Consider the following 24,857-nt stretch of genomic DNA (forward strand, 5'->3'; position numbering starts at 1 on the left):
CCCGTCACAGGCGGGTGAACGCCGGCCGACCAGGCCACCCGCGCCCGCAGCATGAGCGCGCCCCAGCGAGGCACCCCTCCCCTCGTAGCCCGCCAAGCAGTGACCGTAACCAGGCGGTCGCGTCAGCCGCCCACCTGCCGCAACGGAGCGCTCACGGGGGCCTCCGGCCCCTGCGTGCGCGATGCCTCCCGCCACAGGCGCGACCCTGCCGCCCCCGTCCGCCCCCGGGTGTGAGCCGTCCGCTCGCACGAGCGTCGGGCACGTGCGGCCCACGCACGCCGTCCCGCACGCCCCGTGCCGCGGCTCACTCGCCGTAGCGTTCCGCGCGGTGCTTGCGCCAGCGGTCCAGCAGCTCCGCCAGCTCGCCCTGCATGAACTGGAAGAAGTCCCGTGTCTCCTCGAGCCGCCGGCCGGCCGGGGTGTCCGTGCCCAGCGCCTCCGCCCCGGCCGCGAGGGTGTCCGCCCAGCGGTCGAGCATCCGGTCCCGGTCGGTGAAGGCCTCGTACCAGATGTCCGGGTGTACCCGGTACAGGTCGCGCCGGGAGCCGGGCGTGCGCTCCCGGCTGACCATCCGTACCTGGGAGAGGTACCGCACGGCGCCGGAGATCGCGGCGGGGCTGACCTGGAGGCGCTCGGCGAGTTCCTTGGAGCTCAGCGCGCCGCTCTCCGAGGCGAGCAGGCAGGCGAAGACACGGGACGCCATGCGCTGCATGCCGCCCTCCGTCAGGTCCGCGGCGAACCGCTCCACGAAGGGGGAGACCCGCGCCGCGTACGCGTCCCCGGGACCCCCGCCTCCCGGGGACGCCGTGTCCGGGGTCTCTGCGCGCGTCTCGTCCGCCCCAGGGGCGCCCGCAGCCGGGCCCGCCCCCGGGGCGCCGGCCCTTCCGGCCGCCTCAGCCGCCTCAGCGGCCCCGGCCGCCCCGGTGCCGTGGCCCTGCTCGCGCTCGTTCCTCTCGGTCACATCCACCCCGCTCCGTACTCCCGCGGTGCCGCGCTCTCGTCCTGCGGGCCCGTGGCCCGTATCGCTGCTGTCCCCGCCATCTCTGCCCTCTCTGCCTCGTCGGCTCGCGACCCGCACGCTGACGGCCCCACTCTTCCGATGATCCTGACGTTTCCTTAACTTCACAAATTTCTGAAACTAAAGTACCTTCGGAAGCATGACCACGGCAAGCAACGCCATCTCCGTCTCCGGCCTCGTCAAGACCTTCGGCCGGACACGCGCACTGGACGGGCTCGACCTCGACGTCGAGACGGGGGAGGTGCACGGCTTCCTGGGGCCCAACGGCGCCGGCAAGTCCACCACCATCCGGGTACTCCTCGGCCTGCTCCGGGCCGACGCCGGCACCGCCCGCGTCCTCGGCCGCGATCCCTGGCACGACGCCGTCGAGCTGCACCGGCGGCTCGCCTACGTCCCCGGGGACGTCGAGCTCTGGCCCAACCTCACCGGCGGCGAGGCGATCGACCTGCTGTCCCGGCTGCGCGGCGGCGCGGGCGGCGTGGACAAGCGGCGCCGCGACGAGCTGATCGAGCGCTTCGACCTCGATCCGACCAAGAAGGGCCGTACCTACTCCAAGGGCAACCGGCAGAAGGTCGCCATCGTCGCCGCCCTCGCCTCCGACGCCGAACTGCTGCTCCTGGACGAGCCGACGGCCGGTCTGGACCCGCTGATGGAGGTCGTGTTCCAGGACGTGATCGTCCAGGCCAAGGAGGCCGGCCGGACGGTCCTGCTCTCCAGCCACATCCTCGCCCAGGTCGAGAAGCTCTGCGACCGGGTCAGCATCGTCCGGCTCGGCGAGGTCGTGCAGTCCGGCACGCTCAGCGAGATGCGGCACCTGACCCGTACGACCATCGAGGCCGAGACCGAGCGCCCGGTCACCGGCCTGGACGAGCTGACCGGCGTGCACGACGTGCGGCACGAGGACGGCCGGGTGCGGTTCGCCGTGGACGGCGCCCACCTGGACGCGGCCGTGCGGACCCTGACCGGCTTCGGTATCCGCGGTCTGACCAGCCACCCGCCGACGCTGGAGGAGCTGATGCTCCGTCACTACGGCGACGTCATCGGGCCCAACGGCGCCTCCGGCGCCGGTGCCGGCGACACACCCGCGGGAATCCCCGTGCCCGGCGGCGCGGCGCCGGCGCGGACCGCGACCGGCGCCCCGGGAGACTCCGGCACCTCCGGCACCTCCGGCGGAGGGGTGTCATGACGACGACCGCCACACCCCCCACCACCCGCCCGGCGGCCGCCGCGCGCCCGCGCGGCGGCGACGCACTGGCCGGTACCGGCACCCTGCTCCGCTTCAACCTGCGGCGGGACCGCATCCGCATCCCCGTCTGGGTGCTCGCGCTCTTCCTCGGCACCCTCTCCACGCTGTCCAGCCTCAAGCAGAGCTACCCGGACGCCGAGGACCGCGCCTCCACCGCCGAGACCCTCGACAGTCCCGCCGGGCTCGCCATGAGCGGCCCCGGCCGCTACCTCGACGACTACAACTACGGCTCGATGATGGGCCACCAGATGCTCGGCTTCGTCGTCGTGCTGGTGGGCCTGATGAGCGTGCTCATGATCGCCCGGCACACCCGGGCCGAGGAGGAGACCGGGCGGGCCGAGCTGGTCCGCGCCGCGGTCGTCGGGCGGCACGCGCACCTCACCGCCGCCCTCGCCACCGCCGCCCTGACCAACGTCCTGCTCGGGCTGCTGCTCGCCCTCGGGCTCGGCGGCGCCGGCGGCTCCGGCATCACCTGGAGCGGCTCGCTGCTCTACGGCGCCGCGCACACCGTGACCGGCCTGGTCTTCGCCGCCGTCGCCGCCGTCACCGTGCAGATCACGGGCCACTCGCGCGGCGCCTCCGGCATGGCCCTCGCCGTCATCGGCGTCGCCTACGCACTGCGCGCGGCAGGCGACGTGGGCAGCGGCGTGCTCTCCTGGCTCTCCCCGATCGGCTGGGCGCAGCGCACCTACGTCTACGTGGACGACCGCTGGTGGCCGCTGCTGCTCGCCCTCGCCTTCGCGGCCGCGCTGACGGCGACGGCGTACGTGCTGAGCACCCGCCGCGACGTCGGCGCGGGGCTCCGTGCCACCCGGCAGGGGCGCGCCACCGCGACGAACAGCCTGCTCCAGCCGCTCGGCTTCGCGCTGCGGCTGCACCGTGGCATGCTCTTCGGCTTCTGCGCCGGGCTGTTCGTGATGGGGGCGATGTACGGGTCGATCCTCGGCGACGTCGAAGACATGATCGAGGACATCGCGGAGCTCCGGGAGGCCGTGCAGCAGCTCGGCGGCGCCACCATCGCCGAGTCCTTCGCCTCCACGGTGATGATCGTGCTGGCCGTCGTCGCCTCCGTGCACGTCGTGCTGGCCACGCTGCGGCCGCGCGCCGAGGAGTCCGCCGGACGGGCGGAGCCGCTGCTCTCCACGGCCCTCTCCCGGGCGCGCTGGGTCGGCAGCCACCTGGTCGTCGCGACGGCCGGCGGGGTGCTGGTGCTGGCCGCGGCCGGCCTGGGCTTCGGAGTGCTGGGCGCCTCCGCGACCGGCGACGAAGGGTTCCTTCCCGACCTGCTCGTCGGCGCCCTCGTCTACGCGCCCGCCCTCTGGGTGACCGCGGGCGCCGCGGTGGCGCTCTACGGCTGGGTGCCGCGGGCCGCCCCGGCGGCCTGGCTGCTGCCGGTGTACGCGTTCGTGGTCGGCTATCTGGGGCAGCTCCTCAGCTTCCCGGGCTGGATGAGCAACCTCTCGCCCTTCGGGCACGTGCCGCAGCTCCCGGCCGAGGACCTGCGCTGGACGCCGCTGCTGCTGCTCACCGCTGTGGCGGCGGGCCTGGTCGCCCTCGGGCTCGCGGGCTTCCGCCGGCGCGACCTGGAGACCAAGTAGTCCCGTAACGCACCGGAAACCGGTCCCGTGCCGCCGGACACGGTGGCACGGGGCACGGGCCTGCGGTGCGCGGTGTGCGGCCCGTGGCCTGCGGAGCGCCGGACGACGGGCCGGCCGGGTACGGCTTCCGCCTCCCGGCCCCGCACGGCCCCCCGGGTCTCACCGTGTGCCCTCGCGGGGCTCGGGGCCTGCTGCCGCGCGGGGCGCCACCCCGCGAGGCCGTACCCGCGTTCCGCCCGCAGGACGGGCGGAACGGCGTCAGCCTCCCGTGCGGGCGGGCGTACCCCGCGCGTGGGGCGGGCGGATCGTGCCCCGGACGGCGGAGGGCCCCACCCGGGCGGAGGCGCCGGAAGTGCGCCCACCCCGCGACGCTGCTCGCATGGGGACATGACCTCGCGTACGCACACGGCTCCCCTCCGTGTCCGTCGGCTCGCCGCGGGAGCCGCCGCGGTGCTCGCGCTGGGCTGCGCCGCGGGCGTGGCTCCCGGCGTCACCGCGCCCGGCACCGCGGTGGCCGCCGCCCCGCGGGAGGCCGTGCCGCCGAAGGCCGTACCGCCCGGAGCCCCGGCCACTCCCGCAGCCGGTGCCGCCGAGGCCCCGCCGGACGACGGCGACCGGCCCGGTGACGGCATCGCGCTCACCCCCAAGGCCGGGGCGGCCGGGGTCACCGTCGGCATCCGCGCGGACTGCGAGACGGCGGGTGACGGCACCGTGGCCTCGCCGGCCTTCGCCTCCGTGGTGAAGCTCCGCCCGGCCGGGGACGCCGCCGTCGCCCGGGCCACCGTCAAGCCGGGACTCCGGCCCGGGCGGCGCTATGTCGTCACCGCCAACTGCAGCGCCGGTGAGTCGCTGACCTCCAGCTTCGTCCACCCCGGGCAGCACACGGAGGGCCGCCCGGGCGAGGCCGGTGCTCCCGGCGACCGCCCGGGCCGCCGCGCCGACGTCGCCCCCGAGGCGGACGGCGGCGGCCGTACGGACGGCAGTTCCGGCCACGCGCCCCCGCAGTCGCGGCACGAGGCGGCGGCCCCCCGGGGCAGCAGCGCCGGCAACGTCGCGCTCGCCTTCAGCGGCGGCCTGGCCACCGCGGCCCTCGCCGGCTACCTGCTGACCGCGCGGGCCCGCCGGGCGGTGCGGCGATGACCACCCGTCACCAGCGTCTCTCCTTCTACGGCCGCCGGCTGGAGGCAGGCTGGGTGGTGTGCGCGACGCTGCTCGCCGTCCTCCTCAGCCAGCTCGTCCCGGACGGCACCGCAGACGCCACCGCGAGCGCCGCCGCCGAGGACGACCGCCCCGGCGGTGCCGCGGGCCGCGCCGAGCCCCTGCCCCGTTCGGCCCCGGCCCGCCTGCGGATCGCCGGCACGGGGATCGACGCCGGCATCGTCGAGGCCATGCGCAGGCCCGACGGCAGCCCGCCGGCCCCGCCGCGCGGCCGGGTCATGCAGATCGCCTGGGACCGCGCCGGCCCCGCGCCCGGTGAGGCGGGGCCCGCGGTCCTCGGCGGGCATCTGGAGTCGGGGGCCGGGCCCTCGGCGTTCGCCGGGCTCGGCGGGGTACGGCCCGGCGCGCTGGTGTCCGTCGTACGCGAGGACGGGGTCACGGCGCGGTTCGCGATCGACGCGGTGCAGCAGTTCGCCGAGTCGACCCCGTCCATCGAGCGGCTGATCTACCGCGACACGGCGCAGCCCACGTTGCGCCTGGTGGCCCGCGGCGACGGCCAGAACATCGTGGTCTTCGCCCACCTGGCCGCCACCACCGGCACCTGACCCCGCGCCGCTTCCACCGCACCGGACCGTGGTTCCGCCGGTTACCGCCTGCTCGTGGTGGGCGTCTCCGCGGCATTCCGGTGGTCGTGTCGGGGGCGGTCGTCGTGGCGGCAGGGGCGGGGTCTGACGCACTACCGGCGGAGGACGGGACGGCACGTCCTGCGCCGGCACGGAGGGCTGCGCCCCGGAAGCCGCGGGGACGCATCCGTGACCGGTCCGGCCGGAGCGGCGCGCTCTCTCCCGAGCGAACGCCTCGCGCAGCGCAATCCGGTTGCCGGAACGCCGGGCGTCACCGAATGATGAGCGGGATGAGCGACGCGTATGTGATCCGTCCGGTGCGGGTGGACGACTGGCCTGCCGTGAAGGAACTCCGCCTGGCGGCGCTGCAGGACCCGGTGGCTCCCCTCGCCTTCCTGGAGACCTACGAGCAGGCCGAGACCCACCCCGACGACTTCTGGAAGGACCGCGCCGCGCGGTGCGCCGAAGGGGGGCTCAACCGGCAGTTCGTGGCCGAGGGACCCCGGGGCGACTGGGCGGGCTCGGTGACCGTGCTGGTGGAGGAGCCCGGCACGGAGGACTTCCTCGGGGAGCGCGTGGCGCAGCGCCAGGCCCACCTCGTCGGCGTCTTCGTGCGCGAGGGGTACCGGGGCGGCCGGGTGGCGCCGGAGCTGTTCCGGGCCGCCGTCGGGTGGGCCCGGGCCAGGGAGGGCGTGAGCCGGGTACGGCTGTTCGTCCACGAGGACAACGCCCGCGCCCAGGGCTTCTACCGCAAGGCCGGCTTCCGCCGCACCCGGGTCGTCGGCGACGAGTACGAGATGGAGCTCCGCCCCTCCGCGTGATCCCGGCGCGCGCCGGGTCCGCGGGGGCGGTCAGAGGCGGCCGGCGAGGCGGTCGTCCTGCCAGCGGGTGAGGCGGAGGACGATGACGATGGCGAGGATGGCGGCCGGGATGCCGAGGAGGTCGCAGAAGACGGAGAGCGCCAGCCAGCCCTGGGCGTCGTCGATGCTGCCCGACTCGTACCAGGTCTCCGTGAGCAGCATGCTCAGCAGCCCGCCGAAGCAGAGCAGCGTGGTCCACCAGCCGTTGAGCAGCCCGCGCCGGGCGCCGGGAGGGCGCGGCCCGTACCAGCCGCCGGTGGCGGAGCCGGGGGCGCTGGCCTGCCAGACGTCGTTGGCGATCTGCTTGGGCAGGAAGAGCGCGGCGACCGGGATGAACCAGGCGCCGACGGCCATGCCCGGCGCGTGCCGTACCCGGCCGGGTGCGAACGCCTCGGCGTTCGTCCGCACCCGCCAGAACCACGCCACCCAGGCGGCGATGGTGCCCAGCCCCAGCAGGGTGCCGAGGCTGCGCAGGGCCTCCGAGGTGGAGCGCAGGTCGCCGTAGTCCGCGTCGAAGCGCGGGGAGAAGTGCGCGGAGCTGTCGTCCAGGGCCTCGTACGCGCTGATGCTGAAGATCAGGTCGATGGTCAGCAGGGCCAGCACGGCAGCCAGCAGCGCCCAGGTGACGGTGGCGACGGGCCGTGCGGTGCGGGGCGGCCGGGGTGGCGGCCCGCCGGGGTGGGGCAGCGGCGCGTGGTACGCGGAGGGCGGCTGGTAGCCGGTCTGCGGGGCCGGTGGGCCGGGCACAGGCTGCCAGGCGGTCGCCGACTGCGGGTAGCCGTACGGGGTGCTGTGTGCCGGTGCCCCGGGGCCGCCTGGCGGCGGGGTGGACGGAGGCCCGGGCGGTACCGCCGGCGGCGGGGTGGAGGGTGCTCCGGTGCCCGGTGCTCCGAAGGCCGCCGCCTGCGCCTCCGGGTCCTCGCTGTCCAGCAACTGCACGGCGTGCCGACCGAGTTGCGCCAGCACCTCGCCGGGCAGCCAGGTGCCGGAGATCTCGCCGTGGGTGCGTGCGGTCAGCGTGGGCAGGTCGGGCCGCTGATCCGCGCGCTTCGCGAGGCACGCCGAGACGAGTGCGTACAGGGGTCCGGAGAGGCCGGTGAGGTCCGGCTCCTCCTCGGCGACGCGGAACATCAGCGCGTGCACCCCGCTGTCCGCCGTGCCGAACGGCATCCGCCCGGTGGCGGCGTACGCCAGCACCGCGCCGAGGCAGAAGACGTCGCTGGCCGGGGTGACGGGCTCGCCGCGCACCTGTTCGGGCGACATGAAGCCCGGGGAGCCGATGACCGCTCCGGTGCTGGTGAGGCCGCCGGAGGACTGCATCGCGGCGTCCGCGGCGCGGGCGATGCCGAAGTCGATGACCCGGGGGCCGTCGAAGGTCAGCAGGATGTTGGACGGTTTGAGGTCGCGGTGGATCAGCCCGGCGCCGTGGATGGCGGAGAGCGCCCGGACCAGGCCGGTGGCGAGGGCCCGTACGGAGTGCTCGGGCAGCGGGCCGTAGTCGTCGTCGACGACCTGGGCGAGGGACGGGCCGGCGATGTACCCGGTGGCGACCCAGGGCTCGGCGGCCTGCGTGTCGGCGTCCAGCACGGGCGCCGTCCAGTCCCCGCCCACCCGGCGGGCCGCGACGATCTCCTGGGTGAAGCGGCGGCGGAAGTCGGGGTGCCGGGCCAGCTCCCCCTTGACGACCTTGACGGCGACCGTACGGCCGCGCTCGGAGCGGGCGAGGTAGACGCGGCCCATGCCGCCCTCGCCCAGCCTGCCCAGCAGGCGGTAACCGCCTGTCCAGCGGGGATCCTCGCTGCTCAGCCTCTCCATCTGCCGACCTCCCCCGAACGCGCCCCCGTGCATCGACCGCCACGAGGATACGGGTGCCGCGGCCCCGCGGTGGCGACGGGCGCCGGGGCCGAGTCGGTTCCGTTACCCGTGGCGTCCCGGAAGGGGGGCCGGCTGCGCGGCGAAGGGACCCGGGGAGCACCGTGCGCCTGGCGGGGAGACGGGCGGCAGGCCGGCCCGGCGGGGTACGCCCCGGCGACCGGGCGACGTGCGTGCCTGCCGCCGGGGGGCGGCCCGGGCGGCCCGGGGCCGGGCGCCCGGAGTGCGGTCGGTGAGGCGGTCCCGTGCGGCTGCCCAGGGGCCCCGGCGCCCCGGAGCACGTCCGGGCGGGGGCACGGCCCGTCAGCGGGCCGGCGGGTCCGGGGCGAGGGCGTCCAGGGCGCCCGAGACGCGTTCCAGCGCGTCCAGCACGCGGGCGAACTCCTCCTCCCCGCCCAGCTCCTCCGCCAGCCGGGCGGCGAACTCCGCGTGCTGCGGGTGGATACGGGCGATCGCGGCGCGCCCCTCCTCGGTGGGGGCGAGCAGCTTGGCACGGCGGTGCGCCGGGTTCGGCTCGTACGCCGCCAGCCCGCGGTCGACCAGCAGGTCGGCGATGCGCTGCACGCTCTGCCGGGTGATGCCCATGGTGCGGGCGATGCCGGAGACGGGCAGCGGCGTGCGCAGCACGGCGCCGAGCACCTGCCACCAGGCGGCGGTCAGCCCGGCGGGGCGGGCCAGCGTCTCGGCGACGGAGAGGAACTGCGCGTTCAGCCGGAAGGTGGTCAGCGCGGACCCGCTGAGTAGTTCCTGCGCCCGGCGGCCGGCCCGCTCCCCGGCGCCGGGTCCCGTACGGGGCCGCTCGGCGCCCGTGCGGTCGCCGGCGCCGCTGCGGGTGTCCCCGCCCGGGGCCGCGCTGTGGGTACCGGTGCCCTGCTGCCCGGATCCCGTCATGCCCGTCACGCCCGTGCCGCCCTCTCGGCGGCCTCCGGGGGCTGCGCCGCCGGCTCCTCCCCGCCGTGCGGGGCCTCCTGTGCCGCGGCGAAGACCGCGTACGCCTCCGGGTCCGCGTCCCGGAACAGCCGGTACCAGGCGTCCAGCACCTCCGGCGGGAAGGTCCCGAGCCGGGCGAAGACCTCCCGGGCGAAGGCGATCGGGGCGGTCGGCCCGGCGGTGATGAGGTCGCCGTCGGTGACGGCGTCCGCGTCGCGGTAGCGCGCGGCGCCGCCGTACCCGGACATCGCCAGGTACTCCGGGGCCGCGCTGGTGTGGTCGCGGTCGTCGAGCAGGCCCTCGGCGGCCAGGCCGTACGTGGCCCCGCAGATCGCCGCGACCGGCACGCCCGCCGCCAGGAACGCCCGTGCCGTGCGGGCGAACGGGGCCAGCGCGTCACCGAACCAGAGGTCGGCGCCGGGGAGGATCAGCATCGCGCTGTCCTCCGGCCGGAGCTCCGCCAGGGCCAGGTCCGGGGTGATGCGGAGTCCGGCCTTGCTGGTGACGGGCTCGCGGGTCGGCCCGACGGTGGTCACGCCGCCGGGCAGGTGGGCCGCCACGTGGCCGTACTCGTAGTCCGCGAAGGTGTCGTAGAGCGCCAGATGCACGGTCATGACGGGCTCCTCTCGCCCATGAAGCAGTATGACAATATGCTGTCCATAAGACAGCGTGCTGTCAAGTGTGCTGTCAAAAGTGTCCATGCGACGCCTTCCGGCGTCGCCCGCGGGGAGGAATACCGGTCCCGATGAATGATCATCTGGCAGCGGGCCGTGACCCGATGGCCCGACCAGTCGATGATCACGCTGAGGAGCGGTGCCGCGTACGTGGCACGCACGGCACGGCACGAGAGGGACGCACGTGGACGGCAGCGGACGGAAGACCAGGAGCCGGAAGGCCGGACGGCCGGGAGCCGGGAGCCGGAGGGCCGCGACCGGGTGGCGGGCGGCCCTCGTGGTGCTCGCGGCGGTCGTGCCGGCCGCGGCGGCCGGCGGCGCGGCCCCGGCGTACGCCGACGAGACCCACCGCGGTTCGCACAACGCCCCGCGCGTCGCCCTCATCCACACCGGTCAGATCGACGACCCCCTGGAGGACGTGCTGGAGCACGCCTCCTTCTCCCACGTGGTCAACGACTGAACGCGCCACCGCGCACGACACGGTGCCCGGGCCGACGCACCCTCGCCCGTCGCCCGTCGACCTCCCCCGCCGGACCCTCCGTGGCGGCTCGGTCACAGACGGGCCCGTACGGGACGGAGCCCCCGATGGCACATGCCACAACCCGGGCCGCACGGAGGACGCCGCCGCTCCCGGTCCCTAGGCTGTGGGGATGCCCGACGCCTACCGGGGAGGTGGAGGCGATCGGTCCGACCGAGAGGTGAGACACGGATGACCCGCCACGACGACAGCCGCCCCGCCACCGCGCCTGCGACGCCCGCGAGCGCCCCCGCGAGTGCCCCCTCCGGGGACCCGTCGGCCGCCCCCGGGAGCGCCCCCGCTTCGCTGCCGGCCGTCCCGCTGGGCGCCGGGCCGGGCGACCCGGCCGCCCGCGACGCCCTGAAGGCCGCGGACCGGGCCCACGTCTTCCACTCCTGGTCCGCGCAGGGCCTGATCGACCCGCTGCCGGTCGCCGGCGCCGAGGGCTCCCACTTCTGGGACCACGACGGCAACCGCTATCTCGACTTCGCCTCCCAGCTCGTCAACACCAACATCGGCCACCAGCACCCCAAGGTCGTCGCCGCGATCCAGGAGCAGGCCGGCCGGCTCTGCACCCTGGCGCCCGGCTTCGCCGTCGACGTGCGCGCCGAGGCCGCCCGGCTGATCGCCGCCCGCACCCCCGGCGACCTCGACAAGATCTTCTTCACCAACGGCGGTGCCGAGGCCGTGGAGAACGCGGTGCGCATGGCCCGCGTCCACACCGGCCGCCCCAAGGTCCTCTCCGCCTACCGCTCCTACCACGGCGCCACCGCCGCCGCGATCAACCTCACCGGCGACCCCCGCCGCTGGGCCTCCGACACCGGCTCCGCCGGAGTGGTCCGCTTCTTCGGGCCGCACCTCTACCGCTCCCACTTCCACGCCGCCACCGAGGCCGAGGAGTGCGAGCGGGCGCTGGCACACCTGGAGGAGACGATCCGCTTCGAGGGCCCGGAGACCCTCGCCGCGATCGTCCTGGAGACCGTCGTCGGCACCGCGGGCGTGCTCCTGCCGCCGCCCGGCTACCTGCCGGGCGTCCGGGAGATCTGCGACCGGTACGGCATCCTCCTGGTGCTCGACGAGGTGATGTCCGGCTTCGGGCGCACCGGCACCTGGTTCGCCTGCGACCTCTACGACGTCACGCCCGACCTGCTGACCTTCGCCAAGGGCGTCAACTCCGGCTATGTGCCGCTGGGCGGCGTCGCCATATCCGGGGCCGTCGCCGAGACCTTCGAGCGGCGCCCCTACCCCGGCGGCCTCACCTACTCCGGGCACCCGCTTGCCTGCGCCTCGGCCGTCGCCACGCTGGAGGCCATGGCCGAGGAGGGCATCGTGGAGCACGCCGCCCGGCTCGGCGACACCGTGCTCGGCCCCGGCCTGCGCGAACTCGCCGCCCGTCACCCCTCGGTCGGCGAGGTCCGCGGGGTGGGCGTCTTCTGGGCGCTGGACCTCGTACGGGACCGGGAGACGCGGGAGCCGCTGGTGCCGTACAACGCCTCCGGGGACGAGAACCGGCCCATGGCCGAGTTCGCGGCCGCCTGCAAGGAGCGCGGCCTGTGGCCCTTCGTCAACATGAACCGCACCCATGTGGTGCCGCCGTGCACCCTCACCGAGGCCGAGGCGAAGGAGGGCCTGGCCGCCCTCGACGCGGCCCTCACGGTCGCCGACGCCCACACCGTCTCCGGGAGCTCCCGGGGCTCCGGCACCTCCGGGGCCGCGGGCCCCGGCCGCGGACGCTGACGGGACGCGGCCCGTGATACGGCGCAGCACGCTGCGCGCCCAGATCGCCGCGGCGCTCCGGGACGAGATCCTGGCCGGACGGCTGCCGACCGGACGCGACTTCACGGTCAAGGAGATCGCCGAGCAGTACGGCGTCTCCGCCACGCCCGTGCGCGAGGCGCTCGTCGACCTCGCGGCCCAGGGGCTGCTGGACGTGGAACAGCACCGCGGCTTCCGGGTGCACGAGTTCACCATGGACGACTTCCGGGCCATGATCGAGGTGCGCTCCCTGCTGATGGAGGGCGTCTTCCGCCGCGTGACGCCGGGGAACGGGCTGGTCCACGCCCCCGATCCGGCCGCGCTGGCCTCCGTGCGCCGCCGCGCCGACGCCTCGGCGGGAGCCGCGCTCGCCGGGGACCTGGACGTGCTGATCGGCTACGACCTGCGGTACTGGCGGGAGTTGGGCGAGGTCATCCGCAACGCGTACGTCCGCGACTTCCTGGACCGGGTGCGCGTGCAGAGCTGGGCCTTCGCGGTGCCGTATCTCCGCCGGGCGGAGAGCCTGGCGGGCGAGCTGTGGTCCGGGCACCGGGAACTGGTGGACGCCGTGGAGCGCCGCGACGTGCGCACCGCGGAACGGATCGTCGCGGGCTACAACGACCACGCCCTCTCCCTGGTGGGGAAGCTCGCCTCGGGCCCGGAGTGACCCCGCGCCCGGCGTGCGGGACGGACGAGCGGGCGTACGCGCGCGGGCGCGGTGCCGGGGTGGCACGCGCGGCGGCGCGGGGAGGCGGGCTCCCGGGGGCCGCCGCTACGCTGGCCGAACCGGACCGTCCCCCGCATTGGAGCACCCTCTTGGCCTGTGACCTCTGGCTGGTCCCGCTGGTCGACGTGTTGTGCCACAGCCCCGACAACCCCTTCGCCGAAGAGCTCGCGACGTACGACCGGGCGCTGACCGGGGCCGGGCTGCCCACCGTCCCGGTCTACGGCTACGTGCCCGGCCTCTCCGGCGACGTCGCGCCCGCCGCCGGCTTCGACTACGACGCCCTCCACCTGCTGCGTCGCGCGTACCTGCTCCAGCGGTGCGGCCTGGAGGTGACACCCGCGGAGGGCCTGGGCGGCGACTACGAACAACTGCTGGAGATGTTCGAGTCGACGGCGCAGGAATCGCACCTCGTCTGGCACTACGACCACGCGGGCGCCTATGTGCCGGTGGACTTCGCCGTGCCGCTGGCCGACGAAGAACTCCTCGAGGGCGGCGGCCCGCTGGGCTCCAGCCACGGCCTGCTCCGGGAACTCGAGGCGGTCGCGCCGGTGCTCGGCATCGACCCCGGCAACCCGCCGCCCGCCCCGGCCCCGCCGCCCGGCCCCACCGAACTGGAGGAGCCCGCGACCACGCCGGTCGACCACGGCGACGGCCCCTACGCGCGGGAACGCCACGTCTGGCTCGGCCTGCACGCGGCCGCGACCCGCAGCCTCGCCCAGGGCTCGATGATCGTGTTCAGCTGACGGCGCCCGCCGGGCCCGCGCCGCTGCCGGCGGGGGCCCGGGAACGCCCGGGAAACCTCAGCGCGGGCCCTCCGGCGGCCGCTGGCGCGGCATGCTGGGGCGGGCGCCCGGCGCGAACGGCGTACGGAACGCCGCCGGCAGCCCCTCGCCCCGTGCGCTGCCCGCCGCGCCGTTGGTCTGCACCCGCAGCGGCGCCGGGGAGGAACGGAACTCCACCATCCAGTCGGTGGTCTCCGCCCGGACCAGCTCGGTGACGTCCTCGGAGAAGCGCCGCAGCACCCCCAGGCACCGCTCGGCGGCCTCGCTGGCGGTGCCCTCCGCCGGGCCGAGGATCTCCCGCACGGACTCGGCGGCCCAGTCGTACTGCAGGGCCTCCAGCCGGCGCTGCACGGCCTGCGCGGTGGCGACGTCGCGCATCCAGCCCGACGTCAGCCCGAACCAGCGGTCGCAGCCCGCGCAGAGCACCGCGCCCAGCAGCCCCACGAAGCCCCAGGGCGTCAGCGAGGCGCCGAACGCGCCCGTCAGGTCCAGCAGCGGCAGCACCGCGCCCGTCGCCACCCCCGCGGCCGTGCCGGCACGCAGCGCCCGCGCGGCGCGCCGCTTGCCCTTCCGGTCGGCGAAGTACCAGGCGATCACCTGCAACGCCCCCTGCTCCACCCAGCGGTAGAGCTCGTCCAGACGCGCCGCGGGCTCGCCCCAGTCCCCGAGCGGAAAGCCGCGGCCCAGCAGGTCCCCACGGGGACCGCTGCCCGGAGGCCCGTTCTTCGAGGCCTCCTCCGGCCGCATCTCCGGCTGGCTCACCCTTCCCACTCCCTACGCTGCGACAGGCGGACATGACGGCCACGGACATCCGTGAGGTCCCCTTCATACCGCCAGGCGGGGGAGTGCCGCGGCCCGGGGTCGGCAAGAGCGCTCGTACGAGGGGTGGCGGGCACGGTGTGGACGACGCGCCGGCTCACCCGAACGAGTGCCGCGGGCGGGCGTGGCCGGGGTGCCCGGGGGTGCCGCTCGGGGACGCCCTGAGCGCCCTGCGACGGCCGGGGGCCGCTCGGGGACGCCCTGGGAAGGCCCGGGCCGCTCGGGGGCCGCCCGGCGGGCACGGGGGCCGCCGGGGAAGCTCAGTCGAAGGCGGTGCCCGTCAGCAGCCGGTACGCCTCCGCGTACTTCTCCCGGGTCCGCTCCACGACCTCGGCGGGCAGCTCGGGCGGCGGCTCCTCGCCGCGCCGGTCCCAGCCGGACTCCGGTCCGGAGAGCCAGTCCCGGACGTACTGCTTGTCGAAGGACGGCTGCGGGCGGCCCGGCCGCCACGCGTCGGCGGGCCAGAACCGCGAGGAGTCCGGCGTCAGCACCTCGTCGGCGAGGACCAGGCGCTCCTCCGCGTCGAAACCGAACTCGAACTTGGTGTCGGCCAGCACGATGCCGCGCTCCCGGGCGACGTCCCGGGCCCGGTGGTAGATCGCCAGTGTCGCCTGCCGGAGCTGGGCGGCGGTCTCCGCACCGACCCGGCGGGCGACCTCCTCGTAGCTGACGTTCTCGTCGTGCTCGCCGACCTCCGCCTTGGTGGCCGGAGTGAAGATCGGCGCGGGCAGCTCGGAGCCGTCCTCCAGTCCTTCCGGCAGGGCCAGCCCGCAGACCGTACGGGACTGCTCGTACTCCACCAGCCCGGAGCCCGTCAGATAGCCGCGCGCCACGCACTCCACCGGCACCATGCGCAGCGAGCGGCACACCAGGGTGCGGCCCGCCCAGTCCGCGGGCGCGCCGGCCGGCGGCTCGGCGGAGAGCACATGGTTCGGCACCAGGTCGGCGAGCTGGTCGAACCACCAGAGGGAGAGCCGGGTGAGAATGCGGCCCTTGTCCGGGATCCCGGTCGGCAGCACCCAGTCGTATGCGGAGATCCGGTCGCTTGCGACCATGACCAGGTCACCGGCCTCGTTCTGGTAGAGATCGCGCACCTTGCCGGTGTGCAGGTGCACCAGCCCCGGCACCTGCACCGGCTCGGGCTTCTCGACGAATCCGGACACGCTCACTCCTGTGGTCGGCGGTGTCTCCCGATTCTCCTGCACCCGCGCGGGGGCGGCCCGCCGGGGTCGCGCGGGGCGCGGCGACCCGGCGGCGGCCGACGGGAGCGGCAGCGCGGCCAGGCACCCGGAGACGCGCGCGGAGACCGTCGTGGGGGCGGCCATGGGACGCGCGGAGACCGGCGCGGAGGCGGAAAGGGAACGGCGCGGAGGCGGGGATGGCGGCCGTCGGTGCGGGGCGGTGCGGGGCGCGGCGGGGACGGTGCCGTCAGCCGTCCTTGCAGATGCGGTCGAGAAGGTTGGCCGTCGCACGCTGGACCCGCGGGTCGATGTGCCCGGGCCGGTCCAGCGCGGGAGACCAGGCGAAGGTCCCGGAGGCGAAGACGAGCGCGCCGCTGGGCGCGCGGTAGAGCGAGGTCTCCTGGTGGCGCCGGGCGCCGCCGCCGTCCTCGTAGGGGGAGTGGGCCAGGAGGATGCGTTCGGTGTGCGGGGGGAGCGGCGTACGGGGGAAGTAGCGGTCGGCCTCGCCGGCGACCAGGCCCGGCAGCTCGTCGCCCTCCCCGGCGCCGGTGGACTCCCAGAGCCAGTGGCCGGCGTTGCGCACCACCAGCGGATGCGGTTCGGGCACCTGGCCCGCGTACTGCACCCCGAGGAGCTGCTGCTCCGGCTCGCCCTGCTCCCGCCAGAGGGCGGCGCGTCCGCCGCCCCTGCGTTTTCGGCAGGTCAGCAGCAGATCGGAGGCCCCGCCGGGCAGCGGGCGCAGCTCGACCCGCCAGTAGACCGAGTTGGCGGAGAGGAAGACCAGCGCGGTGCCGGACGCCTGCGCCTTCTCCACGGCCCGGCGCATCGCCGGGGACCAGTACTCGTCGTGCCCGGGGAAGACCAGGCCGCGGTAGCACGTCGGGTCCACCCGGCCCGAGTGCAGGTCGCGGGCGTCGGCGTAGGCCAGGTCGTATCCGTACCGCTCCGCCCAGCGGATGAAGTCGTAGGCGTGCCCGACGTGCAGCGGCAGGCCCGCGCCCGCGTACGGGCGGTCGAAGGAGACCGACGTGGCGGCGTCCTCCTCGCCCAGCAGCCGGCCCTGGCCGTCCCAGGCGTGGTAGAGGCTGGCGCCGGTGCGGCCGTCCTCCGGGAAGAGGTTGTACGCCTGCCAGGTGACGTCCGGCAGGACGAGCAGCAGGTCGGCCGGGTCGCGGTCGCGGACCGTGAAGGGGATGTGCGAGCGGTGCCCGTCCGCCGTGGTCAGCACGGCGACATGGGCGCCCGTGGACCAGTAGTCGGGGATCTGCAGGCGCCAGGAGAGCCACCAGTGGTGACAGGAGACGGTGCGTTCGGCGGTGAGCGGCTCGGGCTGCACGATGCCGGAGAGCCGGGGACTGGTGGTGATCTTGGTGGCGCCCTCGCCGGCGTAGTGCCCGATGCGGTAGACGTCCACGCCGAAGGGCTGCGGGGGGTTGACGGTGATGCGGAAGTCGATCGACTCGCCGGGGGCGGCGCTGCCGCCGTCCGCCGCGAACCCCTTGATCTGGCGGTGCACGTCGTCCGCGGTGCGCGGACCGGAACCGCCGGGGCGGCGCGGGCGGGCCAGCAGGCCCGGCGCGGGCTCCGCCTGCCCCGGGGCGGACTCGACGTACCAGGGAACGACGCGGCCGTTCTCGAAGTAGTTCTCACTGCCCCGCAGCCAGGGGAGCGGGCCCTGCCCGAAGGGGTCCGTCACCGCATGGGCGAGAGCGCCGGACTCCCAGCGCTGGATCTGCTCGGTCACCATGTCTCCGGCACCCCTCCCGTACGTCGGCCCGGGGTCATGAACCCAGCACATCACATAAAGCGAGCGGGTTGTCACTGTTCGTCGTGAAAATGGCCAGGAGTCGCCGACACGCGCGCCGCGTGCGCCCTCCGTGGCCGCCCCCTCCGCCCCGGGGCGGGCGCCCCACGACGCGGCGCTCGGTGGCGGCACCGTGCGCCGGGGCACGCCCGGCCATCGTCGGTACGGGCGCCTACACCAGACGGATCGGCTTGTCCGCGCGGATCCCGCGAGTGGTGAGCCAGTCGCGCAGCGGCTCCGGGTCGGCGCCCTCGACCAGCTCGAGCACCGGCCCGGCCAGGTCCGCGACCCGCTCACCGTCGACCAGCAGCGCCGGCCCGTCCAGCCAGTCCAGCCCCGGGGTGGCACCCGCGGTGTCCACCGCGGCACAGCAGACCGCGGCCGTCACGTGATCGGCCATCAACTCGCGTCCGGTCCGGGGCGGCCGCAGCGGCAGGCCCATCGGCGACGGCACCCCACCGGTCGCCGGCGCCGGCGACTCCCCGCCGCCCGCGGCGAGCGCGGCCGAGGCCGTGTCCCGCTCGGCGTCCTCGCGGGCCACCGCCGCACCGATGCGGGCCGCGACGGTCTCGCCGTCGTGCCCGTCACCGGCCAGCCGCTCCAGCACCCGCCCGAGCGTCGCCCCGCCGAAGGTCTCCTCGGAACGCCGCCGCTGCGCCGGGCGGGCCTCCGCGCCGCCGTCGCGGCCGGTGGGGCCGGGACCGACACCGGAGTCGCCGCCGGAGTCGCTGCCGGGGGCGGCTCCGTGATCGCCGGGATCGGGGTGGAGGCGGCTGCCGTGGCCGGCACCGTGCTCCGCGCGCTCGCCGGGGCCGCCCGGGCCGTTCGGGTCGTTCGGGTCACTCATGCCGTGCGGGACGCCCCCGTCGTCCGGGCGGTGCCCGTCCGGGGTGCCGCGACCGCCCCCGCCCTCCGGGACCGGCGCCGCGAGCACGGGCGAGGTGGACGCGTCCAGCGTGTCCAGCGCCTCGAAGAGCCGTGCCGCCTCCGTACGCCAGATCCGGTCGACGACCTCCTCCGGGTACGCCGTCCAGTCCACCGGGGCCCACTCGGCGCCGCGCTCGTGCGGATCGCCGTGGAAGAGGCGGGCGGCGAGCAACGAGACCGAGGCGTCGACCTTGCCGGGCTCCTCCAGCAGGTCGCAGGCGGGGCGTTCGCCGAGCCGGGATGCGAAGCCCTCGGCCAGCCGGTCCCGCCGGGAGAGTTCGGTCAGCGCGGCGACGACCCCGGCGTCCAGCCGGGACGGCCAGCGGCCCGTGCGCCACGCGGGCAGCGCCACCCTGGTCAGCAGCCGGTCCCAGCCCGCGTACGCCAGGCCGACCTGCTCCTGCGCGGCCGTCCGCAGGCCGCGGTCCACGTGCTGGGCGCGGTCCGCCGCGGCGGCGGCGACCCCGCGCTCCATCTCGACGGCGTGCGGCCCGCAGTTCCGGAGCATCAACCGGGCGAGCCGGCCGGAGAAGAGGAGCACGGCTCGCCGGCCCCGGCCGCGGGAGGCGCGGGTGCCCGGCACCCGGGCGCGCTCGGCCACCGCCACCGTCGCGTCCAGGCCGCGCACGAAGCGACGGGCCGCCGCTATGTCCGGGTGGGCCGACGGCCCGGTGCCCGCCACCACGGGCGCCAGCAGGGCCCGCAGCTCGGCTATGCGCATCCACCAGAGAAAGGGCGATCCTATGACCAGTACCGGAGCCTCGTCCGCCCGCTGACGGCCGGACGGGGCGGCGCGCCCGCTCCGGGCACCGGCGCCGGGGCGCGCGGAGCCGCGCTGGTCGGGCGGCCGCACGCCGGCTGCGCCGGGCGTTCCGGGAGTTCCGGGAGTTCCGCCCCGACCGTCGGCCCCGGCGCCGCCCGCGCCCTGCGCGGGATGCGTACGGTCCTCCAGCCAGCTGTCGCAGTCCGGGGTGAGGGCTATCGCCGAGGGCACGGGCACGTCCAGCCGGTCGGCCAGGTCCCGGACCAGGGTGTAGAGATCGGGGGCGTCCGCGCGCTCGAGCGGTACGGTCGGGGTCACGGCGGGGCGGGCCCGCGCGATCACCCGGGCGACCAGTCCCGCGATCGCCAGTGTCAGCACCGCGAGCCCCGTCACGCCCCAGCGGACGCCGTCCCACGCGCTCCCCGTGCGCCCCGTGGCCTCGGCGGCGAACAGGACGACCGCCACGGCTGCCGGCAGCAGCGCGACGGCCAGCGCCGCCCCGCGTATCCGCAGCACCGCGAGGGCATGCGCGCGTGCGGAGGGCGCCCCTTGGGCGGCGGCCTTCTGTGGACTCGGCACGTGCTGATCACCCCCGGGCGACTGGGACCGGCGCGGAGGCCCGCGTCGTACTCCCCCACTGTGACACCGCGTACTGACCCTGCAATGTGCGCTGGGCCAGTCGACGGAGCAGTTGGTACAGGCTGGATACGGCTTGCGCGGAACCCTAGTTGGGCTTGTCGGGCCCGTCAGTCGCTCAGCGGGCCGGTCACTCGATGGAATGGCTTTGGGGAGAGCTGTTGCGTCGGGGGGTGGTGATACGGGTGTCCCCTTATGCCCGGCGCATGACGACGGCCGCGCGCCGTCCCTGTTCCATGGGTGCGCCGGGTGGCCTGCCGTCCTGGTGCCGGATGTCGGGTGCCGGGCGTCGGGGCCGCGCGCGGGGCGGCCCGGTGCCGGGTGTCCGCACGCGCGTCATGTGGAGGTGGGCGCGGGGTCGCGGCCGGGGTGGTGGCGGGTGTGTTGCCGGGTGCGGGGCGCGCGGATGCGCCCCCTCCTGCAACCGCCCGCACCCCCGCCCGGCTCGACCCGCCCCACCGGACCTCCGGCACGACCCGGGCCGCACGCACCCCCACTCCGGAACGGCCCGCAGACGAACCCCGCACTGCCACCGGCGTGACACGAGCGGAGCGAGAAGACGAAACCGCAAGCACAGCGCGGCAGCAGCCCGCCAGGGCACCCCCGTCACCGGCTGCCGACCGCCCCGCCGCCCGGCCCCGTCACAGACGGGTGAACCCCGGCCGACCAGGCCACCCGCGCCCGCAGCATGAGCGCGCCCCAGCAAGGCACTCCTCCCCTCGTAGCCCGCCAAGCAGTGACCTCGGCCAGGGACAGCCCGCACCCGGCCACGACCGCACGCCCCGAGCCGCTTCCCTTTCCGGCCCACCCGCCGCGTGACGTGGCCGACCGCCCCCCGGTGGTCGGCAGCCCCGCCTCACCCCCGGTGGTCGGCGGTCCTACACCGCCTCGTCGGCGGAGGTGTCGGCGCGGCCTTCGGAGGCGGCCGCGTCGAGCGCCGCGCGGGCGGCGATGTCGCGGCGGTGGTGGGAGCCCTCCAGGTGGAGGCGGCCGACGGCCTCGTACGCCCGCTCCCGGGCGGTCGTCAGGTCGTCGCCGGTCGCGGTGACGGACAGCACCCGGCCGCCCGCGCTGACGATGCGCCCGTCCGCATCCCGCTTGGTGCCCGCGTGCAGCACGTACGCGTGCGGGGCGTCCTGCGCCGCCACCGCGTCCAGCCCTTCGACGGGGTCGCCGGTGCGCGGCGCGGCGGGGTAGCCGTGCGCGGCGACGACCACGGTGACGGCCGCGCCGTCCGCCCACCGCAGCGGCGGGAACTCCGCCAGCCGCCCGGTCGCCGCCGCGTGGAGCAGGCCGCTCAGGGGCGTACGGAGCCGGGCCAGTACGGCCTGGGTCTCCGGGTCGCCGAAGCGCGCGTTGAACTCGATCACCCGCACGCCGCGCGAGGTGAGGGCGAGCCCCGCGTAGAGCAGACCGGAGAAGGGCGTGCCGCGGCGGCGCAGCTCGTCCACGGTGGGCCGCAGGACGGTCTGCTCGATCTCCTCGACCAGCTTCGGGTCGGCCCAGGGCAGCGGCGAGTACGCGCCCATGCCGCCGGTGTTGGGGCCCTCGTCCCCGTCGTACGCGCGCTTGAAGTCCTGCGCGGGCTGGAGCGGCACCACGTGCCGGCCGTCGGTGACCGCGAACAGCGACACCTCGGGCCCGTCCAGGAACTCCTCGATCACCACGCGTCCGCACGTCCGCGCGTGCTCCCGCGCCGCCTCGGCGTCCGGGGTGACGACGACGCCCTTCCCTGCGGCGAGCCCGTCGTCCTTGACGACGTACGGAGGTCCGAAGGCGTCCAGCGCCGCGTCGATCTCCTCGGCGGTCGTGCAGACGTACGAGCGGGCCGTGGGGACCCCGGCGGAGGCCATGACCTCCTTGGCGAACGCCTTGGAGCCCTCCAGCCGCGCGGCCTCGGCGGACGGCCCGAAGACCGGGATGCCGGCCTCCCGTACGGCGTCCGCGACGCCGGCGACCAGCGGCGCCTCCGGGCCGACGACCACCAGCCCGGCGCCCAGCCCGGTCGCCAGTGCGGCGACGGCCGCGCCGTCCTGGGCGTCGACGGCGTGCAGGGTGGCCACCTCCGCGATGCCGGCGTTGCCGGGCGCGCAGTGCAGCGCGGTGACGTCGGGGTCGAGGGAGAGGGCGTGGCACAGGGCGTGTTCGCGGGCGCCGCCGCCGATGACGAGGACCTTCACGGGATGCAGGGTAGTCGGCGCCCCGGGAGTGCCGTGCCGGGTGTCCGCGGGCCGGTACGCGGCCGGTGCCCGGACCGGTACGCGACAGGGCCCCGTCCGCGTGGACGGGGCCCTGCTCCGGAGCGGACGACGAGGCTCGAACTCGCGACCTCAACCTTGGCAAGGTTGCGCTCTACCAACTGAGCTACGTCCGCAGGCACCGGGGAACCCCTCGGTGCGGCGTCCAGTATAGCCACGCTCCGGGGCGGCCCGTGCCACCCCCGTACGTGACCGCGCTCACGCAACCGGGCCGGCGCGCGCCCGCACAGCCGGCCGCCCCCCGGGGCGCCGGTCCGCCCGGCCGGCCCGGCGGTCAGAGCCAGCCGCGTTCGCGGGCCAGGCGGACCGCCGCGTGGCGGTTCTCCGCGCCGAGCTTGGCGGCCGCCGCCGAGAGGTAGTTCCGTACGGTCCCCGGAGCGAGGGAGGCGCGCTCGGCGATCTCCGCGACGGGCGCCCCGTCCGCCGCGAGTTCCAGCAGCTCGGCCTCGCGGGCGGTCAGCGGCGAGTCGCCGGTGCTGATCGCGTCGGCGGCCAGCTCCGGGTCGATGTAGCGGCCGCCGGCACGCACCGTACGGATGATCTCGGCGAGGTGCTGGGCGGAGACCGTCTTGGGGACAAAGCCGCGCACCCCGGCGGAGAGGGCCCGCTTGAGATGGCCGGGGCGGCCGTGCCCGGTCACGATCATGGTGGCGCAGCCCGGGAGCTCCGTACGGAGGGACTCCGCCACGGCGACGCCGTCCGCACCCGGCATCTGGAGGTCGAGCACCGCCACCTCGGGCCGGTGGGCACGGGCCATGGCCAGGGCCTCCGGGCCGGAGGCGGCCTCGGCGACCACGGTCAGGTCGTCCTCGAGGGCGAGCAGGGCGGCGAGCGCGCCGCGGATCAGGTGCTCGTCGTCGGCGAGCAGCACCCGGACGCGGCCGGGCGCGGGGTCGGCGGGGGCCGCCGGTCCGGTGGAGGCCGCCGGGTCCGCCGGCCCGGTCGTGGCCGGGGCCGGGCCCGCCGGGTCTGCGGTGGCCGCGGGTCCCGCGGTGCTCGGCCGGGTGCCGGGCGGTCCCCCGGGAGCGGGGGCCGCGGGCGTCGTCCCCGCTCCGCCGCCGGTCGGGCGAGGCCGCCGCTGGTGTCCCGGCCGGCCCTGCTCGCCCCACGCAGAGGTGGTGCCGCTCACCGGGCGCCTCCCCGTGCGGCGCCGGGCTCCTCGTCCACGCCGTCCTCGGCTGCGGGACCGCCTCCCGTGCCGTCGTCCGGACCGCCTCCCGGTCGTGCTCCGGTACCGGGCCGCACCGTGGCGGCCCCGGGCTCGCCCGTCGCTGCGGGCTCCCCGGGCCCCGCGGCCTGTCCGGTGGCCGTCGCGCGTACCGACCCGGCCGTCCCGGCCGCGGCGCCCACGGTGCGCGCCCCGCGTGCTGTGCCGTCCGGGAGGGGGATCTCGGCGGTGAGGCGGAAGCGGTCGCCGGCGAGGTGGCCGGTGTGCAGGGTGCCGCCGAGGACGGAGAGCCGTTCGCGGAGGCCGTCGAGGCCGGAGCCGCGGGGCGTGTCGTCGCCGGGGGCGCCGGCCCGTACGCCGTCGTTCTCCATGGTGAGCACCGCGGGCGGGCCGGCCCGCAGGGTCACCGTGCAGTGGGTGGCGTCGGCGTGCCGCAGCACGTTGGTGGTGCCCTCGCGGACCACCCAGCCCAGCGCCGCTCGCACCGCGTCCGGCAGCTCCTCCGCCGCGTCCCGGCGTCCGCCCGCTGTGGAGTCCTCTCCGGGCCGGCCGTCCCCCGTGCCGTGCGTACGGCAGGAGATGCCGGCCGCCTCCAGGACCCCGCGGGCGCCGGCCAGCTCGGTGCGCAGGTCGGCCTCGCGGTAGCCGCGGACGACGTCCCGCACCTCGCGCTGCGAGTCGCGGGCGAGCCGCTGCACCTCCACCATCTGGTCCACCGCCGCCTCCGAGCCGCGCCGCACGAGCTGCACCGCCAGCTCGCTCTTGAGTGCGATGACCGACAGGTTCCGCCCCACCACGTCGTGCATGTCGCGCCCGAACCGCAGCCGCTCCTCGGCGACCGCCAGCCGGGCCTGGGCGTCCCGGGCGACGTCGAGTTCCCGCAGCACTGCGAGGTACCAGCCGGAGCAGCGTGCGGTCAGCACCACCGCGGCCGCGCCGATGACGAGCAGCGTGCCCACGCCCAGCAGCTCCTGCCAGCCCATCCCGGCCAGGCCGAGGGTGAGCGCCACCACCGCCAGCAGGGCGCCCAGCACCTGCCACACCCGTACCAGTGGCGCCACCAGGGTGAACGGGCAGAGGAAGGCGGTGGCGCCGGTGAAGAGCAGGGCCGAGGCCGCCACCCGGTCGTCGGCGCCGGTCGAGACCACCAGGGCGCCGGAGACGGCGGTGAGGGCCGTCAGCAGCACGGCCAGCGTGATCAGCTCCGTACGGGGGACCGGCCCGTCGCCCAGGTAGCTGCGCAGCCCGCGGGCGAGCGCCAGGGTGCTGACGGCGCACATGGCCGCGGCGCAGGCGGCGGCCGCGGCGGTGAGCGCCAGCGGCACCGGTCCGTCCAGGGCCGTGAAGAGGGCCTGCGGGAGCCCGGCGCAGGCCATGATCCACGGCACCGCCAGCAGGGTCCACCGGGTGGACGCCTCGACCTGTGCGTGCCGGGAACGGGCCCGCCAGGCCCGCCGCCTGGCCCGTGCCCAACCGATCATGTTCACGCTCCGCGTTCCGTTCCGGCGTCCCGCCTCCCCGGCCGGCGCCGCGCCGTCCGG

20 protein-coding genes and 1 tRNA gene are annotated in these 24,857 nt (G+C 76.3%); 9 read left to right on the forward strand and 12 right to left on the reverse strand.

Going from position 1 to position 24,857, the window contains the following annotated elements; genetic code table 11:
- Window positions 1-304: 304 nt before the first annotated feature.
- Window positions 305-748, reverse strand: a complete 444-nt coding sequence (locus HOY81_RS10865; protein WP_237320132.1) for a GbsR/MarR family transcriptional regulator — start codon at window positions 746-748, stop codon at window positions 305-307.
- 409 nt (window positions 749-1,157) lie between these two features.
- Here HOY81_RS10865 and HOY81_RS10870 point away from each other — a divergent pair, with 409 nt between their 5' ends.
- The 5 genes from HOY81_RS10870 (at window position 1,158) to HOY81_RS10890 (ending at window position 6,464) form a co-directional block, all read left to right on the forward strand.
- Window positions 1,158-2,204 (forward strand): ABC transporter ATP-binding protein, encoded by a 1,047-nt coding sequence (locus tag HOY81_RS10870; RefSeq protein WP_237320072.1) that lies wholly within the window; start codon window positions 1,158-1,160, stop codon window positions 2,202-2,204.
- On the forward strand, window positions 2,201-3,862 hold the full coding sequence (locus HOY81_RS10875; protein WP_237320073.1) for an ABC transporter permease: 1,662 nt from the start codon (window positions 2,201-2,203) through the stop codon (window positions 3,860-3,862). The genes HOY81_RS10870 and HOY81_RS10875 overlap by 4 nt, the downstream gene beginning before the upstream one ends.
- 387 nt (window positions 3,863-4,249) lie before the next feature.
- Window positions 4,250-5,002, forward strand: coding sequence for a hypothetical protein (locus HOY81_RS10880; protein ID WP_237320074.1), 753 nt, complete (start codon window positions 4,250-4,252; stop codon window positions 5,000-5,002).
- Window positions 4,999-5,625, forward strand: coding sequence for a class F sortase (locus HOY81_RS10885; RefSeq protein WP_237320075.1), 627 nt, complete (start codon window positions 4,999-5,001; stop codon window positions 5,623-5,625). Before HOY81_RS10880 ends, HOY81_RS10885 begins: the two co-directional genes overlap by 4 nt.
- A gap of 299 nt (window positions 5,626-5,924) precedes the next feature.
- On the forward strand, window positions 5,925-6,464 hold the full coding sequence (locus tag HOY81_RS10890) for a GNAT family N-acetyltransferase (RefSeq protein WP_237320076.1): 540 nt from the start codon (window positions 5,925-5,927) through the stop codon (window positions 6,462-6,464).
- Between the two features lie 30 nt (window positions 6,465-6,494).
- Here the strand turns inward: HOY81_RS10890 and HOY81_RS10895 are convergent, their stop codons facing one another.
- The 3 genes from HOY81_RS10895 to HOY81_RS10905 all read right to left on the reverse strand — a co-directional run bounded on the left by HOY81_RS10895 (window position 6,495) and on the right by HOY81_RS10905 (window position 9,919).
- The gene (locus HOY81_RS10895) at window positions 6,495-8,318 is read right to left on the reverse strand and encodes a DUF4328 domain-containing protein (protein ID WP_237320077.1); all 1,824 of its coding nucleotides are present in this window, start codon (window positions 8,316-8,318) and stop codon (window positions 6,495-6,497) included.
- A gap of 360 nt (window positions 8,319-8,678) precedes the next feature.
- Window positions 8,679-9,101, reverse strand: a complete 423-nt coding sequence (locus HOY81_RS10900) for a MarR family winged helix-turn-helix transcriptional regulator (protein ID WP_237320133.1) — start codon at window positions 9,099-9,101, stop codon at window positions 8,679-8,681.
- Between the two features lie 170 nt (window positions 9,102-9,271).
- Window positions 9,272-9,919, reverse strand: a complete 648-nt coding sequence (locus HOY81_RS10905) for a DJ-1/PfpI family protein (RefSeq protein ID WP_237320078.1) — start codon at window positions 9,917-9,919, stop codon at window positions 9,272-9,274.
- A gap of 337 nt (window positions 9,920-10,256) precedes the next feature.
- Between HOY81_RS10905 and HOY81_RS10910 the strand changes: the two genes are divergently transcribed.
- From HOY81_RS10910 to HOY81_RS10925, 4 genes are all read left to right on the forward strand, one after another.
- Window positions 10,257-10,439 carry a hypothetical protein gene (locus tag HOY81_RS10910; protein ID WP_237320079.1) on the forward strand — a complete coding sequence of 61 codons (183 nt, stop codon included), beginning with the start codon at window positions 10,257-10,259 and terminating at the stop codon, window positions 10,437-10,439.
- A 249-nt stretch (window positions 10,440-10,688) separates the two neighbouring features.
- Window positions 10,689-12,233: an aspartate aminotransferase family protein gene (locus HOY81_RS10915; RefSeq protein WP_237320080.1), complete on the forward strand. Its 1,545-nt coding sequence runs from the start codon at window positions 10,689-10,691 to the stop codon at window positions 12,231-12,233.
- A 13-nt stretch (window positions 12,234-12,246) separates the two neighbouring features.
- Window positions 12,247-12,918 carry a GntR family transcriptional regulator gene (locus HOY81_RS10920; protein ID WP_237320081.1) on the forward strand — a complete coding sequence of 224 codons (672 nt, stop codon included), beginning with the start codon at window positions 12,247-12,249 and terminating at the stop codon, window positions 12,916-12,918.
- 149 nt (window positions 12,919-13,067) lie between these two features.
- Window positions 13,068-13,721: a hypothetical protein gene (locus HOY81_RS10925; RefSeq protein WP_237320082.1), complete on the forward strand. Its 654-nt coding sequence runs from the start codon at window positions 13,068-13,070 to the stop codon at window positions 13,719-13,721.
- Between the two features lie 57 nt (window positions 13,722-13,778).
- Here the strand turns inward: HOY81_RS10925 and HOY81_RS10930 are convergent, their stop codons facing one another.
- The 8 genes from HOY81_RS10930 to HOY81_RS10965 all read right to left on the reverse strand — a co-directional run bounded on the left by HOY81_RS10930 (window position 13,779) and on the right by HOY81_RS10965 (window position 24,797).
- The gene (locus tag HOY81_RS10930; protein WP_237320083.1) at window positions 13,779-14,522 is read right to left on the reverse strand and encodes an SLATT domain-containing protein; all 744 of its coding nucleotides are present in this window, start codon (window positions 14,520-14,522) and stop codon (window positions 13,779-13,781) included.
- A 317-nt stretch (window positions 14,523-14,839) separates the two neighbouring features.
- The gene (locus HOY81_RS10935) at window positions 14,840-15,742 is read right to left on the reverse strand and encodes a phosphoribosylaminoimidazolesuccinocarboxamide synthase (protein ID WP_237320084.1); all 903 of its coding nucleotides are present in this window, start codon (window positions 15,740-15,742) and stop codon (window positions 14,840-14,842) included.
- A gap of 265 nt (window positions 15,743-16,007) precedes the next feature.
- Window positions 16,008-17,507 (reverse strand): N,N-dimethylformamidase beta subunit family domain-containing protein, encoded by a 1,500-nt coding sequence (locus tag HOY81_RS10940; protein ID WP_237320085.1) that lies wholly within the window; start codon window positions 17,505-17,507, stop codon window positions 16,008-16,010.
- Window positions 17,508-17,736: 229 nt separating this feature from the next.
- Complete coding sequence (locus HOY81_RS10945; protein ID WP_237320086.1) at window positions 17,737-19,833, reverse strand: hypothetical protein; 2,097 nt, start codon at window positions 19,831-19,833, stop codon at window positions 17,737-17,739.
- 935 nt (window positions 19,834-20,768) lie between these two features.
- Window positions 20,769-22,070 (reverse strand): phosphoribosylamine--glycine ligase, encoded by a 1,302-nt coding sequence (gene purD, locus HOY81_RS10950; RefSeq protein WP_237320087.1) that lies wholly within the window; start codon window positions 22,068-22,070, stop codon window positions 20,769-20,771.
- A 121-nt stretch (window positions 22,071-22,191) separates the two neighbouring features.
- Window positions 22,192-22,264, reverse strand: a tRNA-Gly gene (locus tag HOY81_RS10955).
- A gap of 158 nt (window positions 22,265-22,422) precedes the next feature.
- A complete protein-coding gene (locus tag HOY81_RS10960) occupies window positions 22,423-23,019 on the reverse strand; it encodes a response regulator transcription factor (protein ID WP_237320134.1) in 597 nt (198 codons plus the stop codon).
- 254 nt (window positions 23,020-23,273) lie between these two features.
- The gene (locus tag HOY81_RS10965) at window positions 23,274-24,797 is read right to left on the reverse strand and encodes a sensor histidine kinase (protein WP_237320135.1); all 1,524 of its coding nucleotides are present in this window, start codon (window positions 24,795-24,797) and stop codon (window positions 23,274-23,276) included.
- Window positions 24,798-24,857 lie beyond the last annotated feature (60 nt).

Origin of the sequence: Streptomyces sp. JJ36 (genome assembly GCF_021696945.1) — a bacterium.
Classification (GTDB): domain Bacteria; phylum Actinomycetota; class Actinomycetes; order Streptomycetales; family Streptomycetaceae; genus Streptomyces.

Excerpts from the sequence above, each read along its gene's own strand:
- HOY81_RS10885 (WP_237320075.1), top strand. The coding sequence starts at position 4,999 with ATGACCACCCGTCACCAGCGTCTCTCCTTCTACGGCCGCCGGCTGGAG.
- HOY81_RS10965 (WP_237320135.1), bottom strand. The coding sequence starts at position 24,797 with ATGATCGGTTGGGCACGGGCCAGGCGGCGGGCCTGGCGGGCCCGTTCC.
- HOY81_RS10875 (WP_237320073.1), top strand. The coding sequence starts at position 2,201 with ATGACGACGACCGCCACACCCCCCACCACCCGCCCGGCGGCCGCCGCG.
- HOY81_RS10940 (WP_237320085.1), bottom strand. The coding sequence starts at position 17,507 with ATGGTGACCGAGCAGATCCAGCGCTGGGAGTCCGGCGCTCTCGCCCAT.
- HOY81_RS10895 (WP_237320077.1), bottom strand. The coding sequence starts at position 8,318 with ATGGAGAGGCTGAGCAGCGAGGATCCCCGCTGGACAGGCGGTTACCGC.
- HOY81_RS10870 (WP_237320072.1), top strand. The coding sequence starts at position 1,158 with ATGACCACGGCAAGCAACGCCATCTCCGTCTCCGGCCTCGTCAAGACC.
- HOY81_RS10880 (WP_237320074.1), top strand. The coding sequence starts at position 4,250 with ATGACCTCGCGTACGCACACGGCTCCCCTCCGTGTCCGTCGGCTCGCC.
- HOY81_RS10890 (WP_237320076.1), top strand. The coding sequence starts at position 5,925 with ATGAGCGGGATGAGCGACGCGTATGTGATCCGTCCGGTGCGGGTGGAC.
- HOY81_RS10905 (WP_237320078.1), bottom strand. The coding sequence starts at position 9,919 with ATGACCGTGCATCTGGCGCTCTACGACACCTTCGCGGACTACGAGTAC.
- HOY81_RS10915 (WP_237320080.1), top strand. The coding sequence starts at position 10,689 with ATGACCCGCCACGACGACAGCCGCCCCGCCACCGCGCCTGCGACGCCC.